Annotated in this window: 15 protein-coding genes and 1 other annotated feature; of the genes, 8 read left to right on the forward strand and 7 right to left on the reverse strand. The window is 37.4% G+C overall.

The features are described from left to right. Positions 1 to 9 precede the first annotated feature (9 nt). The 5 genes from NYE73_RS18590 to NYE73_RS18610 are packed head-to-tail and all read left to right on the forward strand — an operon-like array spanning position 10 to position 4,800. Positions 10 to 1,023, forward strand: a complete 1,014-nt coding sequence (locus NYE73_RS18590; RefSeq protein WP_054549920.1) for an ABC transporter ATP-binding protein — start codon at positions 10 to 12, stop codon at positions 1,021 to 1,023. Further along, the gene (locus NYE73_RS18595; protein WP_048391115.1) at positions 1,020 to 2,012 is read left to right on the forward strand and encodes an ABC transporter ATP-binding protein; all 993 of its coding nucleotides are present in this window, start codon (positions 1,020 to 1,022) and stop codon (positions 2,010 to 2,012) included. Before NYE73_RS18590 ends, NYE73_RS18595 begins: the two co-directional genes overlap by 4 nt. Before the next feature lie 37 nt (positions 2,013 to 2,049). After that, complete coding sequence (locus tag NYE73_RS18600) at positions 2,050 to 2,802, forward strand: sensor histidine kinase (RefSeq protein WP_048391114.1); 753 nt, start codon at positions 2,050 to 2,052, stop codon at positions 2,800 to 2,802. 38 nt (positions 2,803 to 2,840) lie between these two features. Beyond that, positions 2,841 to 3,539: a response regulator transcription factor gene (locus NYE73_RS18605; RefSeq protein WP_004226027.1), complete on the forward strand. Its 699-nt coding sequence runs from the start codon at positions 2,841 to 2,843 to the stop codon at positions 3,537 to 3,539. Positions 3,540 to 3,561: 22 nt separating this feature from the next. Continuing rightward, the gene (locus tag NYE73_RS18610; protein WP_259948538.1) at positions 3,562 to 4,800 is read left to right on the forward strand and encodes a permease; all 1,239 of its coding nucleotides are present in this window, start codon (positions 3,562 to 3,564) and stop codon (positions 4,798 to 4,800) included. A 35-nt stretch (positions 4,801 to 4,835) separates the two neighbouring features. Here NYE73_RS18610 and NYE73_RS18615 read toward each other — a convergent pair whose 3' ends face one another. Both NYE73_RS18615 and NYE73_RS18620 read right to left on the reverse strand, forming a co-directional pair. Next, complete coding sequence (locus NYE73_RS18615; RefSeq protein ID WP_259948541.1) at positions 4,836 to 5,771, reverse strand: DUF4181 domain-containing protein; 936 nt, start codon at positions 5,769 to 5,771, stop codon at positions 4,836 to 4,838. Continuing rightward, positions 5,758 to 6,279 (reverse strand): sigma-70 family RNA polymerase sigma factor, encoded by a 522-nt coding sequence (locus tag NYE73_RS18620; RefSeq protein WP_048391107.1) that lies wholly within the window; start codon positions 6,277 to 6,279, stop codon positions 5,758 to 5,760. Before NYE73_RS18620 ends, NYE73_RS18615 begins: the two co-directional genes overlap by 14 nt. Positions 6,280 to 6,629: 350 nt before the next feature. Between NYE73_RS18620 and NYE73_RS18625 the strand changes: the two genes are divergently transcribed. Continuing rightward, the gene (locus NYE73_RS18625) at positions 6,630 to 7,811 is read left to right on the forward strand and encodes a NupC/NupG family nucleoside CNT transporter (protein ID WP_048391105.1); all 1,182 of its coding nucleotides are present in this window, start codon (positions 6,630 to 6,632) and stop codon (positions 7,809 to 7,811) included. A gap of 135 nt (positions 7,812 to 7,946) precedes the next feature. Here NYE73_RS18625 and leuS read toward each other — a convergent pair whose 3' ends face one another. From leuS to NYE73_RS18645, 4 genes are all read right to left on the reverse strand, one after another. Further along, on the reverse strand, positions 7,947 to 10,364 hold the full coding sequence (gene leuS, locus NYE73_RS18630) for a leucine--tRNA ligase (protein WP_054549916.1): 2,418 nt from the start codon (positions 10,362 to 10,364) through the stop codon (positions 7,947 to 7,949). Between the two features lie 86 nt (positions 10,365 to 10,450). After that, positions 10,451 to 10,661 (reverse strand) — a binding site (T-box leader). 65 nt (positions 10,662 to 10,726) lie between these two features. Further along, on the reverse strand, positions 10,727 to 12,469 hold the full coding sequence (locus NYE73_RS18635; protein WP_103118681.1) for a SulP family inorganic anion transporter: 1,743 nt from the start codon (positions 12,467 to 12,469) through the stop codon (positions 10,727 to 10,729). 56 nt (positions 12,470 to 12,525) lie between these two features. Next, positions 12,526 to 12,873, reverse strand: coding sequence for an ArsR/SmtB family transcription factor (locus tag NYE73_RS18640; RefSeq protein WP_048391099.1), 348 nt, complete (start codon positions 12,871 to 12,873; stop codon positions 12,526 to 12,528). A 147-nt stretch (positions 12,874 to 13,020) separates the two neighbouring features. After that, entirely contained in the window at positions 13,021 to 14,199 is a 1,179-nt protein-coding gene (locus NYE73_RS18645; RefSeq protein ID WP_048391096.1) for an MDR family MFS transporter, read from the reverse strand. 225 nt (positions 14,200 to 14,424) lie between these two features. Between NYE73_RS18645 and NYE73_RS18650 the strand changes: the two genes are divergently transcribed. Together NYE73_RS18650 and NYE73_RS18655 are read left to right on the forward strand one after the other, a co-directional pair. Beyond that, complete coding sequence (locus NYE73_RS18650; RefSeq protein WP_048391094.1) at positions 14,425 to 15,381, forward strand: TIGR01212 family radical SAM protein; 957 nt, start codon at positions 14,425 to 14,427, stop codon at positions 15,379 to 15,381. Next, a complete protein-coding gene (locus NYE73_RS18655; protein WP_048391092.1) occupies positions 15,378 to 15,956 on the forward strand; it encodes a tRNA (mnm(5)s(2)U34)-methyltransferase in 579 nt (192 codons plus the stop codon). The genes NYE73_RS18650 and NYE73_RS18655 overlap by 4 nt, the downstream gene beginning before the upstream one ends. Positions 15,957 to 16,017: 61 nt before the next feature. Here NYE73_RS18655 and NYE73_RS18660 read toward each other — a convergent pair whose 3' ends face one another. After that, positions 16,018 to 17,526 carry an alanine/glycine:cation symporter family protein gene (locus tag NYE73_RS18660; protein ID WP_048391090.1) on the reverse strand — a complete coding sequence of 503 codons (1,509 nt, stop codon included), beginning with the start codon at positions 17,524 to 17,526 and terminating at the stop codon, positions 16,018 to 16,020. Between the last annotated feature and the right edge of the window lie 25 nt (positions 17,527 to 17,551).

The following is a 17,551-nucleotide window of genomic DNA, read 5'->3' on the forward strand; positions in this document are numbered from 1 at the left end:
GAAAAACGGATGAAACAAGAAACCGTGTTGGAAGTAAAAAATTTACAAACCTATTTTTATTCGAGTGAAGGGGTTGCCAAAGCTGTCGATGGGGTATCCTTTACTCTTCAAAAAGGAGAAACACTGGGCATTGTTGGTGAATCTGGTTGTGGAAAATCCATGACTTCCCTGTCATTACTTCGTTTAGTACCATCGCCTCCTGGTAAAATCATCAATGGCGAAATTTTATTAAATAATACAGACATATTGAAGCTCTCAGATGAAGAGCTACGTAAAATTCGGGGCAATAAAATTTCGATGATTTTCCAAGAGCCTATGACAAGCTTAAATCCTGTATTATCCGTTGGAGAGCAAATTGCTGAATCCATTCGATTGCACCAAGGCTTATCACGTAAAGAAGCATGGCAAAAGGCTGTCGATATGATTCGCCTAGTTGGGATTCCTGCACCCGAAAAAAGAGCGAAGCAGGAGCCTTATCAGTTAAGTGGTGGGATGCGACAGCGCATTATGATTGCCATGGCACTAGCGTGTACACCAGATGTGTTAATTGCTGACGAACCGACAACTGCCCTTGATGTAACTATTCAAGCTCAAATTATTGATATTATTCAAAACCTGCAAAAACAACTAGGCATGAGCATTATCTTCATTACCCATGACCTTGGTGTTGTAGCAGAAATCTGCGATAAGATTGCTGTTATGTATGCGGGACAGGTTGTAGAAGAAGGCACAACAGAAAGTCTTTTTGAAAAACCGCTACACCCTTATACAAATGGATTAATTCAATCATTACCAAAGCTATATGAAGACCAAGAAGAATTATCTACTATTCACGGAACTGTCCCAAGTCCCTATAATTATCCAATTGGCTGCCGTTATGCAGAACGTTGCCCATTTGCTACAGATTTATGTCGTGAACAACAGCCTGAGCTTTTGACTGTTGAGCAAGGAAAAAAGGTAAGATGCTGGATGTACAGTAATGAATGGCAAGGAGAAACACTTATGAAGGAGCTGACAGTATGACAACAGCGCAACATACACAACCACTATTACAAGTAAATGATTTAAAGCAGCATTTTTTCTTAAAAAAAGAAAAGCTCTTCGGTCCACAGCAGGTTGTAAAAGCTGTGGATGGGGTGTCTTTCGACATCATGCCTGGTGAGACGCTCAGTATTGTTGGAGAATCTGGCTGCGGAAAATCAACTACTGGTCGTTCTATTTTAAGATTAGATGAGCCTACTGCTGGAGAGGTATTATTATTCGGTAAAAATTTAGTGAATATGAACAAAAAAGAGCTTCGTGCTGCACGCAAGGACATTCAAATTATTTTCCAAGATCCCTATGCGTCCCTTAACCCACGAAGAACCATTCGTAAAATGTTAACAGAGGCCATGTCTATTCAAAAAATTGTACCACCTGAGCATCAAGAAGCACGCATGATTGAATTAATGTCTCTTGTTGGGTTACGTCCTGAATACTTAGAGCGTTATCCACATGAATTTTCGGGTGGTCAGCGTCAGCGGATTGGTATTGCCAGAGCCCTTGCTGTTAATCCTAAAATTATTATTTGTGATGAGTCTGTTTCTGCCCTAGATGTTTCCATTCAAGCTCAAATACTAAATTTACTAAAACAACTACAAAGAGATTTAGATTTAACCTTTTTATTTATCTCACACGATTTAAGTGTTGTTCGACATATTTCAGACCGAATTATGGTGATGTATCTTGGAAAGGTCGTAGAAATTGCTGATAAGCATTCCCTTTTTACTCAGCCACATCATCCTTATACAAAAGCACTGTTTTCTTCTATACCTGTTATTGATAAGCAGTATCGTAAGGAGCGTATTATTTTAAAAGGTGACCTACCATCACCTCTTAGTCCCCCTACTGGCTGTAGCTTTCACACACGTTGCCCATTCGCAACGGATAAATGTAAAGCAGAAGTGCCAGCACTACGAGCGATCACTGCAACACATAAGGTAGCTTGCCATTTCGCAGAAAATTTAGTTTAATGTATCTTACACTTACAAAATAAACGGAGAGGTCATTATGTTACAACCAGAAACCTTCAACATATATATTCTCCTATGTGTAATTGCTCCAATTATTGGAGCTTTTCTGCTTACTTTTATATTTATTTTCGAAAAGCAAATCGATAGCCTTGAGGAGGAAAAAAGAAATTTAGAGCTTGAGCAGGATTTACAAAGAGCAAATATTCTCCAGTTGAATCAGCAAATACAGCCACATTTCTTTTTTAATGCATTAAATTCATTATTAAGCCTAGCTCGCATCAATCGTAAGGAAGATTTGGTTGCAGGCATTGAGGCTTTGGCAACATTTTTTAAATTTAAATACAATAATCATGAGGTGTTAATTGCGTTAAAGAACGAGATACAATTTGTCGATAGTTATTTAAATATTCAACAATTGCGATTTGGCCATCGTTTGACTGTAAATAAATATGTTGATGATGAAGCACTATCCGTCCAAATACCACCTTTTATTCTGCAGACTATTATTGAAAATGCCTATAAACATAGCTTTGAAAAACATATAGGACCTGCAGAGCTATCCATTACAATCAAAAAAATGGATAATAGCTTATTAATTGAAATTAAAAATACACAGCCTTTAGAAAAAATAGAAATGACTACTGAACAGGTAGTAGACGAACTGCAGCAAGGTTATGGGCTCGAAAATATTAGAAAACGGCTTGAGCTCATTTATGGGCTCGAAAATATTTTATTCTCGATTCAAAACAATGAACAGCATTACACTGTTACCATCCATGTTCCCGCTTAGGCATTCTATCAACTGGAAGGAGAAAGGAGTATCTCGCCATGAATATTTTAATCGCAGATGATGAGCCGTTAGAGCTTGAGCAAATGATTTATTTATTAAAGCCACATTTTCCGAATTGGACCTTCCATACTGCCCAAGATGCCTCACAAGCTCTGCAATTAGCTAAGAAGCACCGTATGACTATCGCCTTTTTGGATATTCAAATGCCTGGGAAAGATGGAATCACGTTGAGCAAGGAATTAAAAGCGCTTTATGAGGTAGACATCATCATGGTAACAGCTTATCAAACCTTTGAATATGCCCAACAAGCATTGCGTATCGGGGTAAAGGATTATCTTACAAAACCAGTCATTGCAAGTGAATTAGATGCTATTGTGGAGAAATATAAGGTGTGGAGTTCTAACCATGATGCGATTCAAAGCGCACTTTCCTATATTCATGAAAACTATTATGAAAAACTGAGTCTCAATATTATTGCTGAAAAAATTCATTTGAATCCGAGCTATTTAAGTCGTAAATTTTTGGAGGAGCAGTCTATTGGCATTAATGAATATATTAATAATTATCGCCTAGAAATGGCTGTAAAGAAAATCAATGAAAATCTTGACACAAGTATGTCTGCAATTGCTGAGAGCTGTGGTTTTAATAGTCAGCACTATTTTAGTGTTGCGTTTAAGAAAAAATATAATCAATCACCACGTCAATATAAATCCTCTAAAATGAGTAAAGGTCTTTAATAGTATGCTAAGGAAGTTTTCATTGCTCGTTCCATTTGCAAGTTTAAGCACAGCAGCAGGAGTCATTATTCTTTTAGCGAGATGGATTAATGGTAATTTATTATTGTCCTCTCCCTCAGCCCTTATTTCTTTTGGTTTTATGGCGGGCATTTGTTATACACTAGCAACAGCTATTTCGTTTATCATACTTGGCTCATTGCTGAATAAGAGCGATTACACACAAAATCAACATACACAAAGCTTTTTGCTCTTTACCATACAGCGTAAATTGTCTGGAATGAATTTAAAGGTTATACGTCTATTTTACTTGTTAACAGGTATTGAACTTTGGCTTATTCAATTAATAAGCATTAGTGTATTGTCTGAAATTATGTTAAATATTCCAGTCCCTATTACACTTTTTTTCTTTTTAATCGGCATCTTACTTCTTGACCGCATCATGTCAGTGAAAAGTATACTATGGTTGGAAATTTTATTTATTATTGCTCTTTTTTCATTACTTATTTTTATCCCTATTTATTACTTTGTACTAAATGGGGCAAGCACAGTATATGAGGGTATTCGCTTATATCACCCTTATTTATTTTATTTTAAAAATAGCGAAATTTTGCTGTTCTATGTCATTATTCAACTAGCCGTTTTAGGACAAGTATTTTTTGATAAATCAACATGGTATTTAATTGCCTTTATAAAACCTAAAAAAGTACGTAGCAGTCTGTTTTCCTCAGGTGTAATTTTAGCGTTATTAACGCTATCATTTACGGCAATTTTAATGATTGCCCTATACAGCGGATCATTTGGCCAATTCCAAGTACTGATTTTTACATTTTTATATGAAGTACAACCAGGCTTTCTGACATTTGCTTTTCTCGTCATTGTCCTATTAGCCATTGTCACAACCTTGCTTGTAGACATGCGGGCAACGAAACGTTTTTTTGTGACGAAAAGACCCTATTATTTCTATTTGATTGGCCTGATGATTATTTTATTCACCTGTTTCTTATCTATCGATTTAACGATTTTAGGTGTTATTTATTCTTTTGCCTTTCTGCACATTACCATGCTACCGTTTTTGTTAATCCTTTTATTTACGAATCGCCAAATTCATAAGCACAGCTGGCTTGTCATCCTGCTATCCATCATCATTGGAATTGGTGTTGGTTTAAGCTTTAATACGCTTTACGGATTAGCTACCAGCTTTATGATCTCGAGTATTTATCAATTAATGCTTCAGACTGAAACGATGGAAAAAAATACCTGAACTCGAGATTATTCGGGTTCAGGTTTATAAGTTATTTAACTGATATAAAATAAAAATAGGATTAGTGATAGCAAGCCAACAATGGCCGAACTAATGGAAAGATAATGTCTTTTTTCCTCTCGACCATAGTAATAGTCAATGAAAATAGAGCTGAAAAGGCTGACAACTAAATATCCTCCAATGATAACAGTAAATAAAATCCACCCTTTAATTATGATCACCATGAGCATCATGGTATTCAAAATTTTAATAGCCCAAACAGCACGTCTATGATGACTATTGACATACTCCTTTGGTATATTAAACATTTTCCTCATTAGTTTATCGCCAAGCATTTGGATAGCTAGAAAAATAACTAGCATAACGATTAAACCTGACATTCCAAATTTAGCATCTTTTTTGAGAGCAAGATCTAAATAAGCCTTGGCCAACTCTTTATTATCTACTTTATAAAATGAATTGCTGTCATAATCAACAATTCCGATATCCTCGTCGTTTATGAACATTTTCAGCTTCATAACCTGACCTTTTTCAAATTCTACCCAGACATCACGTTGTAATCTAAAAAAAGTACGCTCATTCATTTGAGTCACTGTAGCTTGCTGTAATAGTTGTTGTAATAACACTTTTTCTGAACTTTGCTCCATTACTCGTTGTCCAATGACCCACCCAGGTCTTCCAGCCTTAAAGATCTCCTCATCCGAATTGTAAATCATTGTATATTTTTTTATTGATTGCTGCTGTGCTAATTGAACAATTGAAGCATGTTGCGTTTGCTCTATCTGCCCTAATGGACCGATTTCTATTATCAATAGAAACATAACTATCGTGCCTATGATAATCAATGGATATGACCAGCGTCTTGTCTTTTTTGTTTGCCGCACTTGCCGTAAAATATCCTCCTGTAAGGATTTCGTAAATCGTGGTGCTTCGCCAAGTTCTTGATCCAATTTCTCTTTAAAAGTTGTCATTCATTAACACCTCCCACTTATTATTCGCTAATTTTTCCTGTAACATTTTTCTTGCTCGATGCAATCTGGTTTTAACTGTATTTTCTGCACATGTAAGAATATCTGCAATTTCTCTAACCTTTAATTCCTGATAATAATAAAGGATGACGACTTCTCTATAAGTAATAGGTAACTCAAATAAAGCATTTGTTAATGTTGTCCGTTCATCCTGTGCTAATAGCATCGTTTCTGGTGTTCGTTTACTTGTTCCAATATGCAATTTTTCCAACAGTTGATGGCGTTTATTTTTCCAGCTTCGCAAATAATCATGACTTTTATGTACAGTTATTTTAACTAAATAGGTCTTTAGAGATGCTCTTTGTTCAAAGCGATCCTGCTGCAGATAATAAGAAAAAAAGACATCCTGGACTATTTCTTCTGCCATCGCCCAATCCTTTACATAAAGATAAGCCACTCGTAAGCAATATTCTCCGTGTTCTTCCATAATGGCCACTAAATGCTCACTCATCCAAACACCTCCTACAAACATTCACTCTATAGTCGTAATCCGAACTTGGTTGGTTTCAAAAAAAATCGAAAAGTTTCGTTAACATGAAGGTCATAAAAAGAAAAAATCCTCACACAATAAGAGGGTATTTTTTATGAATAGTAACTCCTAAAGAAATAACCTACATTTTTAAGAGTGAATTTATTTGTATGCCATGTTGCATACTTTTTTTCTTTTATCTATTGAATAACTAGCAAAAAAACTGTTATAGTGAGATTGTTTGTCTGACGTCTGACTAATTAAGATCTTTAGCTGTTCTTCTGAAATTGGAACATCAGGACAAAATATCACAGATACTTATGGAGGAACTTATGAGATACTTAATATCCTTTTGTGGATTGTTACTAGTTTTTGCCTTAGCTTTATTAATGAGTAAAAACAAAAAAGAAATAAAATATAAATATATAGTGATTATGTTGATCATCCAATTTTTATTGGCAGCTTTACTACTTAATACAACGGTCGGCTATGTGCTAATCAAAGGAATCACCAAAGTGTTTGATCACTTATTGTCCTATGCAAATGCAGGTATATCCTTTGTTTTTGGTGGCTTAGCAAATGAAGGCGAATCACCCTTCTTTTTAACAGTTTTATTACCGATCGTCTTTATATCTGTTCTGATTGGGATCTTGCAGCATTTTAAAATTCTTCCTTTTCTGATGAAATGGGTAGGTTTATTTTTAAGTAAAGTAAGTGGCATGGGGAAATTGGAATCCTATAATGCTGTTGCTTCCGCTATGGTAGGTCAATCCGAAGTGTTCATAACTGTTAAAAAGCAATTAGATAAGATTGCACCACAACGTATGTATACATTATGCGCTTCTGCTATGTCGACTGTTTCGATGTCAGTAGTTGGAGCTTATATGACGATGATTGAGCCAAAGTATGTTGTTACGGCCATTGTATTAAACCTGTTTGGTGGATTTATTATTGTTTCCATCATTAATCCATATACTGTGGATGAAAAAGAAGATATCTTAACAATTGAAGATGAACAGAAGCAAGCGTTCTTTCAAATGATTGGCGAATATATTATGGATGGCTTTAAAGTAGCCATCATTGTTGGGGCAATGCTTATTGGTTTCGTAGCATTAATGGATTTAATCAATTCATTATTCGATATGATTATCGGTATATCTTTCCAAGAAATATTAGGCTATATCTTTGCGCCAATCGCTTTCCTAATGGGTATCCCATGGGCAGATGCTGTGGCTGCTGGCGGTATTATGGCAACCAAATTAGTAACAAACGAATTTGTTGCTATGATTAACCTTGGCGATGTTGCCGAGTCCATGAGTGAACGTACATTAGGTATTATTTCTGTATTCCTCGTATCTTTTGCCAACTTTTCATCAATCGGGATCATTTCGGGAGCTGTAAAAGGTTTGAATGAAAGGCAAGGGAATGTCGTTGCTCGATTTGGACTAAAGTTGTTGTACGGTGCTACACTCGTAAGTATCCTAACAGCTATTATTGTGGGATTGATTATTTAATTGTATCAGGAGCTATTTATTGAACTGCACTCAGTTAGATGGGTGCAGTCCTTATTTTATTGCTTAAGCTCTAAATTAAAAAATGTACATTACTAAAATTGAATTTAGTAATGTACATTTTTACTTTATATCTCTTTATTTTACGACAATATTGACAAGTTTGCCTGGAATAACGATGATTTTCACTAAGCTCTTTCCTGCCATGTATTCTTGAACCTTTTCATCAGCAAGTGCTACTTTTTCAATATCCTCTTTTGAAGCATCTTTTGCTACGACGATCTTAGCACGAACTTTACCAGCAACTTGTACAGCAATTTCTACTTCATCATCCACAAGCTTTGCTTCATCATATGTTGGCCATTGCTCATATGAAAGAGTTGAATCGTGTCCTAATAGTTGCCATAGTTCTTCTGCAATATGTGGAGCGATTGGAGCTAGCATTTTCACAAAGCCTTCAGCATAAGTCGTTGGAATCACATCAGCTTTATAGCAATCATTAATAAAGACCATCATTTGTGAAATAGCTGTGTTAAAGCGGATGCCTTCATAATCCTCTGTCACTTTTTTCACTGTTTGGTGGTATGATTTTTCAAGTGATTGATCGTTAGACACTTGAATTTTTGCTGAAATTGCGCCATCTTCTTCACTGACAAATAGACGCCAGATACGGTCTAAGAAGCGACGTGCTCCATCTAAACCATTTGTAGACCATGCAACAGAAGCCTCTAGTGGGCCCATGAACATTTCATATAAACGTAATGTATCGGCACCATGTGACGTAATGATTTCATCTGGGTTGACAACATTGCCCTTAGATTTAGACATTTTCTCGTTACCTTCACCTAGAATCATTCCCTGGTTAAATAATTTTTGGAATGGCTCTTTTGTATGGACAACGCCTAAATCATAGAGAACTTTATGCCAGAAGCGAGCGTATAGTAAATGTAATACAGCATGCTCCGCACCACCAATATAAATATCAACAGGTAACCAACGTTTTAGTAACTCTGGGTCTGCAATCGCCTCTGTATTTGTAGGGTCGATATAGCGTAGGAAGTACCAGCTCGAACCTGCCCACTGCGGCATTGTATTTGTTTCACGACGTCCTTTTTTACCTGTCTCTGGATCGACAACATTTACCCATTCTTCAATATTTGCTAATGGTGATTCACCAGTACCTGATGGACGGATATTATCTGTTTTTGGTAGCATTAAAGGTAATTCTGATTCTGGAACTGGCGTAATCGTGCCATCTTCCCAATGAATCATTGGAATTGGTTCACCCCAATAACGCTGACGGGAGAATAACCAGTCACGTAGACGATAAGAAATTTTCTTCTCCCCTACACCTTTTTCCGCTAACCATTCAATGGCTTTTGCAATGCCATCTGCTTTATTTAAGCCATTCAGGAATTCAGAGTTAATATGTTGACCATCACCTGTAAATGCTTCTTTGCTAATGTCTCCACCTTCAAGTACAGGAACGATGTCTAAGCCAAATTCAGTTGCGAATTCATAGTCACGTTCATCATGTGCTGGCACCGCCATAATAGCACCTGTACCATAAGACACTAACACATAGTCAGCAATCCAAATCGGCACTTTTTTACCGTTAATCGGATTCACTGCATAAGCACCTGTAAATACACCTGTTTTTTCTTTCGCTAAATCTGTACGCTCTAAGTCAGATTTCATTTTAACTTTCTCTAAATAAGCCTCAACAGCTTGGCGTTGGTCAGCTGTTGTAATTTGTTCCACTAATTTATGCTCTGGTGCAAGCACACAGTATGTAGCACCAAACAATGTATCAGGACGTGTTGTGAAAACTGTGAAGTTTTGATCTGAACCGTCAATGGCAAATGTCACTTCTGCCCCTTCTGAACGGCCAATCCAATTGCGTTGCATATCTTTAATAGATTCAGGCCAATCAACTTCTTCTAAGTCATCGATTAAACGATCAGCATAGGCTGTAATTTTAAGCATCCACTGCTTCATTGGTCTGCGTTCTACTGGATGACCACCACGCTCTGATTTCCCATCAATTACTTCTTCGTTAGCTAATACCGTGCCAAGTGCTGGACACCAGTTAACAGCTACTTCATCTACATAAGCTAAACCTTTCTTATAAAGCTGGATAAAAATCCATTGTGTCCATTTATAATACTCTGGATCAGTTGTGTTAATTTCGCGATCCCAATCATAGCTGAAGCCTAGCTCTTGAATTTGACGTTTAAATGTCGCAATATTTTTAGCTGTAAATTCAGCTGGATCATTCCCTGTATCAAGTGCATATTGCTCAGCTGGTAAACCAAAAGCATCCCAGCCCATTGGATGAAGTACATTATAGCCTTGCATACGTTTAAAGCGTGATAGAATATCAGTTGCCGTATATCCCTCTGGATGGCCTACATGTAGTCCTGCGCCAGATGGATAAGGGAACATATCTAAAGCAAAGAATTTAGGCTTCGCTGTTTCATTTTCAGTTTTAAATGTTTTGTTATCAGCCCAATATTGCTGCCACTTTTTTTCAATTTGTTCATGATTAAAACTCATTTTTTTTCCTCCTTCGATTGATCGTGCTGCTCTCCATCATAATTGACAAAATATTTAAAAAATAAAAAAACTCGCCCCTTTCTTATAGAAGGGACGAGAGAATTTGTACTCCCGCGGTACCACCCAAATTAGTGATTACACTCGGCTCAAGCTTCCTTAACGCGGAAGAAACGACACACGCTGTTTCACGCGGGCAGACTCAGAAGGCGAGTTCAACTTGCATTCTTACTAGCTCCCACCAACCGCTAGCTCTCTAAAAAGAACCACAAATCTACTATTCCTCATCACAGTCTTTACATGATATTGCATTTATTCTAATGGAAAGTATTGAAAAGCACAAGCCTTTGTTTACAGCTTACCCATTACTGAACAATTAAATCCTTTTCTTCCTTAGACTTTGATAAATCCTGACATTCATGAAAAGCAAAGTGCTGACAACCAATACATTGATTGACGTTTAAATAATGGAAAGCTTTTGTAATCGCTTCTCCAGTATGCTGAAAAAAATGCTGCGCGCCTATTTTATCGTAAAGTCCATTGTGCTGAAGAGCATCCTTTAAATCTCCTTGCACACCCGTTACCAAAATAGTACCGCCCTGTGCTGTATAATTTTCAATGATATTACTAAAATATGCTTCTCCAGTAGAATCCATAAAGGGCACTTTCCCCATCCGTAATATCAAAACTCTTGGTTGCTGATGCAAAGTACTTTCAATCGTTTGTTCAAACATTTGTGCAGCACCAAAAAACAACGGCCCTTCAATTGTGTACATACTAATTTGCGGGCAATCATGCTGCTGATGCACTACATGTGGCTGTACCTTTTCACTTTTATTTGAATGATCTGGAAGTACTTTTGTAACAACAAGCTTTTCACTCATGCGTTTCGCAAATAATAGCACAGCCAGCACAAGCCCTACCTCAACTGCTAATGTAAGACTAGTGAATACCGTTAATAAAAAGGTAATCAATAATACCAGTGAGTCGCCTGATTTTAATTTTGCGATATGTGAAAAATGATGTCGCTCACTCATATTCCAAGCTACGACCATCAATACCGGAGCCATGCTTGCTAACGGAATATGAGATGCATATGGAGCTAATAACAATAATGTGATTAAAACAAACACACCATGAATGATACCAGACATAGGAGATACTGCGCCTGTTTTGATATTGGTCGCTGTGCGTGCAATGGCGCCTGTTGCTGGAATACCACCGAATAAAGGCGTCACAATATTAGCAATCCCCTGACCAATTAACTCACGATTACTGTTATGCTTACTATTTGTCATCCCATCCGCCACAACTGCCGATAATAGAGACTCAATACCACCTAGCATTGCAATGACAAACGCTGGGCCAATAAGTTGTTGTAATCGTTCGAGCGTGATGTTCGGTAAGGCGAAATGAGGTAATGTATTAGGAATTTGCCCATAAGCCGTTGCAATGGTAGCAACTTGTCCTGAAAAGAAGAAAGTTGCCAAAAGTGTAGAGACAACGATACCCGCTAATGCTCCTGGAACCTTTGGAAAAAACTTTGGAGTTATCATTATTGTCGCCAAGCATACGACAGCAGTAAGAATACTATACGTATTTGTCGTACCAAGCTGCTTAATGATTTCCTGTATGTTGGCGATAAAATATTCATGCCTTTTAACATTTGTGAGCCCTAGAAAGTTAGCGATTTGACCTGTAAAAATAATCACTGCTATCCCTGCTGTAAAACCAACTGTTACAGGACGTGGAATAAACTTAATTAAAGTCCCTAACTTAAAAAAGCCCATGACACAAAGCAATACCCCTGCCATTAAACCCGCAAGTAATAAATCTTCATAGCCATAGGTAAGAACAATCCCCAATAGAATTGGCACAAACGCCCCCGTAGGCCCACCTATTTGATATTTAGAACCTCCAAAGAGAGAAATAAGAATACCTGCAATGCAAGCCGTATAAATCCCATATTCAGGTTTCACACCCGATGCTATGGCAAAGGACATGGCAAGTGGAATAGCAACGATTCCCACAATAACCCCTGACAATAAATCCTTCTTTACATGTTGAACTGAATATCCTTCAAAGCGTCCTGTAAACAGTGACTTCATAGATAAATCTTCCCTTCGAAATAATAAGCAAAGCCCAATTTTTCATCATCATTGATTTACTTATTCTCTTCGTCACCTTCATTACTTGTCATTTCCTCTAATCTCGAAATGGTATTAACCAAATGGTTATTAAAAATATCCTTTGCCACCCCAAGTAATGCACCAATCATTGGGTCACTTAAAGAATAATAAACTTTTTTTCCTTCCTTCACGCCATAAACAATATTTTTAGCACGCAATACACTTAATTGCTGAGAAACGGCAGAACCCTCTTTCTCTAAGCAATCTTGAATCTCATTGACACTTTTCTGTCCATCTACAAGGAGTTCAAGTATTCTGATGCGTAACGGATGTGCTAATGCTTTGAAAAAATCCGCTTTAAACTGTTGTAAGCCCTCGTCCATAAAAAACCCCTCCATATAACTACATATTCAAATATTTGAATATGTATGATTGTAATCCTGTTACAACATTTTTTCAATATCTACTATTAAAAAAAGAACAAAAACAAGTGCTTAACACTCGTTTTTGCTCCTTTCAGTGCGACATTATTAATCTGCTACTATTTTGTTCTTCTTTAAAGGATAATCGTATGTTAAACATGGAATAATCGCCAATAGTACGATGACCACCAATGTTAAAACGAGAGGAATCATGCCAAATTGATCTACCATAATACCACCAAATAGTGGACCAATCATCCGTCCTCCAGTAGCAGCACTATTGATAATCCCTTGATAGAATCCTTGACGACCTTTTGGTGCCAGTTGATTAGCAATCGTTGGTAATGCAGGCGTATAAAACATTTCACCAAATGTTAAGACAAGCATCGCTGCTCCAAACATTTTAAAATCGTTTGCAAAGGCAATAATACCAAAGGAAAGTGCAATCAGCGTTACACCAAATACTAACTGACGCTTTAAATTGTGTTCCCACCGCTTTACGAGCGGTGCAATGAGTGGTTGCCCAATGACAATTAGAAGACCGTTGATTGTCCAAAGTAAGCTATATTGCTTTAATCCCAATCCTAAATCTTGTGTATAAGATGAAATGGTTGCACTCCATTGAGAATATGCTAGCCAGCATAAAACGGAGGATGCACTAATTATTAACAAAGCATAGAAAGGTGCCTTGTTTACGATTCGCTTACTTTCGCTCAAGACATTTTTAGGTGCAATACTGCCCGCCTCCAAACGCTTAAATGTAAATAAGGCAATGAAAAAGAATAAAATATACATACCTAAATTCACTTTAAACACATAGTCAAATTGATAATCTGCCACTATACCTGCAAGGGCAGGACCTACGGCAACACCGACATTTTGTGCTAAATAGATAGTATTAAAAGCCTTACGTCCACCTTCTGGCCAGGCAGCCCCAGCTAAGGCAAACATACCTGGGAAAACAATGCCCCCACTAAAGCCTAGTATCGTTAAAAACCACACATAATGTGGCCAACCGTGCCAAATTGTTAAGCCAATTAATGAAGCAATCGTTAACAGGATACCAAGCATAATAGCTTTATAGCCACCAATTCTATCAAATAAGTAACCACCTAATAGATTACCTAATACTCCAGCAGCAGAATTCAGCATTAAGACAAAACCAGCCATAGCTAAAGATTTGCCTAAATAATCATGCATATAAATGGCATTCAAAGGCCATAAAAAAGAGTTGCCTGTTGTGTTCACAAGCATTCCGATAATTAAAAACCAAACACGTTTTGGCATAGGATGACCTCCATTATTTCGCTTCTCTAAATAGTTAGTGTATGCTGAAATACTTAAAAGTACAAGGAAAATAATTTTACCTTTTTTACAAGACTTCTATCCTATTTTCAATCGTATTTAGTTTTGTTCCTTTCCATTTTTCTTTATCCAAATCATGATATTACCCTTACCCCATGACGGAACGAAATGCACATGATAGAATAGAGCGTTAGAGGAGTGAAATAAATGACAGAGACGAATTTTCCTTTTCCTTCAGAGGGGAAAAGATACTATACATGGAATCGCTATTTACGTGACCAATTTGGTCATAAAGTATTTAAAGTGGCATTAGATGCAGGATTTGATTGCCCTAACCGCGACGGCACAGTTGCTTTCGGTGGCTGTACATTTTGCAGTGCTGCAGGTTCTGGTGATTTTGCTGGTAATAAGGTAGATCCAATTGATGTTCAATTTGCTGAAATCCGAGACAAAATGCACCAGAAATGGAAGGATGGCAAATACATGGCCTATTTCCAAGCCTACACAAATACACATGCCCCTTTGCCAGTTTTAAAAGAAAAATTTGAAGCAGCTTTAGCGCAAGAAGGTGTAGTAGGTCTTTCTATTGCTACTCGTCCTGACTGTTTACCCGATGATGTTGTCGAATATTTAGCAGAGCTAAATGAGCGGACGTATTTATGGATTGAGCTCGGTCTACAAACGGTGCATGAGAAAACGGCTAATCTTATTAATCGTGCCCATGATTATGCAACGTATGTGGAAGGCGTTGAAAAATTGCGTAAGCATGGCATTCGTGTTTGCTCACATATCATTAACGGATTGCCTCTCGAAGACTATGACATGATGATGGAAACGGCACGAGCAGTTGCACAATTAGATGTCCAAGGCATTAAAATCCACTTACTTCATCTATTAAAAGGAACGCCTATGGTGAAGCAATATGAAAAAGGTATGCTAGAATTTTTAGATCAAGATGTATATACAAAACTAGTAGCAGACCAATTAGAAATTTTACCACCAGAGATGGTCATTCATCGTATTACAGGTGATGGACCGATTGATTTAATGATTGGACCCATGTGGAGTGTAAATAAATGGGAAGTACTGAATGGCATTGATGCTGAGCTTGAACGTCGTGGTAGTTGGCAAGGGAAGTTGTATAAGGCAGAGGTTATGAAATGATACTACAACGCGTTTTACAATATGCCCAGCAGTTATTAAAAGATAATATAAAAGAGGGAGATACAGTTGTTGATGCAACTGCTGGAAACGGCCATGACACATTGTTTCTGGCACAGCTTGTTGGGGATGAAGGGCAAGTTTATGCCTTTGATGTCCAAAAAGAGGCGGTTGACGCGACACTCCTCCGACTTTTAGATCATGGTTTAGAACATCGAGCACTCGTTTTAAATAAAGGGCATGAAGAAGTTACACAGTTTGTACACAAGCCTGTAACTGCGGCAATCTTCAATCTCGGCTATTTACCTGGTAGCAACCATGATATTATTACAAGACCTAATACAACAATCCAAGCCATTGAGAATATATTAAAGCTCTTAAAAGTGGGCGGTTTGATTGTTCTTGTTATTTATCATGGTCATCCAGGTGGAAAAGAAGAGCGTGATAAGGTCATTGATTATGTAAGCCAACTGCCACAAAAATATGTTCATGTCTTAAAATATGCATTTCTGAATCAACAAAATGATCCACCCTTCGTCATTGCATTAGAGAAAATGAAAGAACATCCTATTCAATAATTACATGCTAAAAGGCGATCAGCTAGTTTCTATCAAACTAGCTGATCGCCTTGCTCTTTATCTACTTGTTATTGCGTTTTTCATTATAGTCAACCCAGAAATCTGCACCTTTAATTCCTAGTTTACGAGGATCAAAGACTGGGTCTTTTCCTTCTTTTTTCTGTTTCTCGTAATCTTTTAATGCGACAATAGCTGGTTTCATGATAATTAAAATAGCTATAACGTTAATCCAAACCATCAAACCAAGACCTACATCTCCCATTGCCCATGCCAGACCAGACGTACGGATTGTACCATAAAAGGCTGCAACTAAAATGGCAATTTTCGCAATCCAAATGAATACCTTTTCTGTGCTACCTCTAAATAAGTAAGCGACATTTGTCTCTGCAATATAGTAGTAAGCCATGATTGTTGTAAAGGCAAAGAAGAATAACGCAATGGCTACAAATGGAGCACCAAAGCCAGGTAATGATGAGTCAACTGCATATTGTGTATAGGCTGCACCTGCTTCAATACTTTTCGCAAAAGTCATTTGCTCATCGCCTGCTAATCCACCACTATTAAATTCTCCAATATGGATAAATGGATCTGCTCCCTCAGCTGCCTTTTCATCTTGTACATTGTACATGCCTGTAAATAAAATCATAAATGCCGTAGCAGAACAAATTAATAATGTATCAATATAAACAGACGCCGCTTGTACAATTCCTTGCTTAGCAGGATGTGATACTTCCGCAGCTGCCGCAGGGTGAGCACCAGTTCCTTGACCAGCCTCATTAGAGTAAATTCCACGTTTAACACCCCAAGCAATCGCTGAACCAATAATGCCTCCAAAAATTTCTTGAGCCCCAAATGCACTAGAAAAAATTAATCCGATAACCGTTGGTACTTGTGAAATATTCATAAAAATAATGATAATGGCCATAATGATATAGGCTAATGCCATAAACGGTACAATAATCTGGGCAGCATTTGCGATTGATTTAACACCCCCGATGATAATAGCACCTAATAAAACAACAATAATAAGTCCTGTGATCCATGTTTCCAAACCGAAAGCGTTTTCAACAGCACCTGCGATGGCATTCGACTGCACACCAGGCATCAAAATTAACATTGCTATTAAAGCCGCCACAGCAAAAATAACTGCAAACCATTTTTGGCCCATTCCTTTTTCTATGTAAAAGGCTGGTCCACCACGATATTCTGTATCTTTCTCTTCTTTATAGATTTGAGCTAATGTTGACTCTACATACGCGGTAGCCGCACCTATGAAAGCGATTGCCCACATCCAAAAGACAGCACCAGGTCCTCCCATTCCAATCGCTGTCGCAGTACCAGCAATATTACCTGTACCTACACGTCCTGATAATGCGATAGACATTGCTTGGAATGAAGATATTCCCTTTTCTGACTTCTCCCCTTTAAACATTAAAACAAACATATCTTTAATGTGCCTTACTTGTAGGAACCTTGTAATAATTGAGAAAAATAACCCAATTAATAAGATGCCATAAATAAACCATGGTCCCCATAAAATACCATTCAACTTCTCTACAATTACATCCATTTTACCCCTCCAATTTGAATTACCT

The sequence above is a fragment of the Lysinibacillus sp. FSL K6-0102 genome (genome assembly GCF_038003545.1).
Classification (GTDB): domain Bacteria; phylum Bacillota; class Bacilli; order Bacillales_A; family Planococcaceae; genus Lysinibacillus; species Lysinibacillus capsici.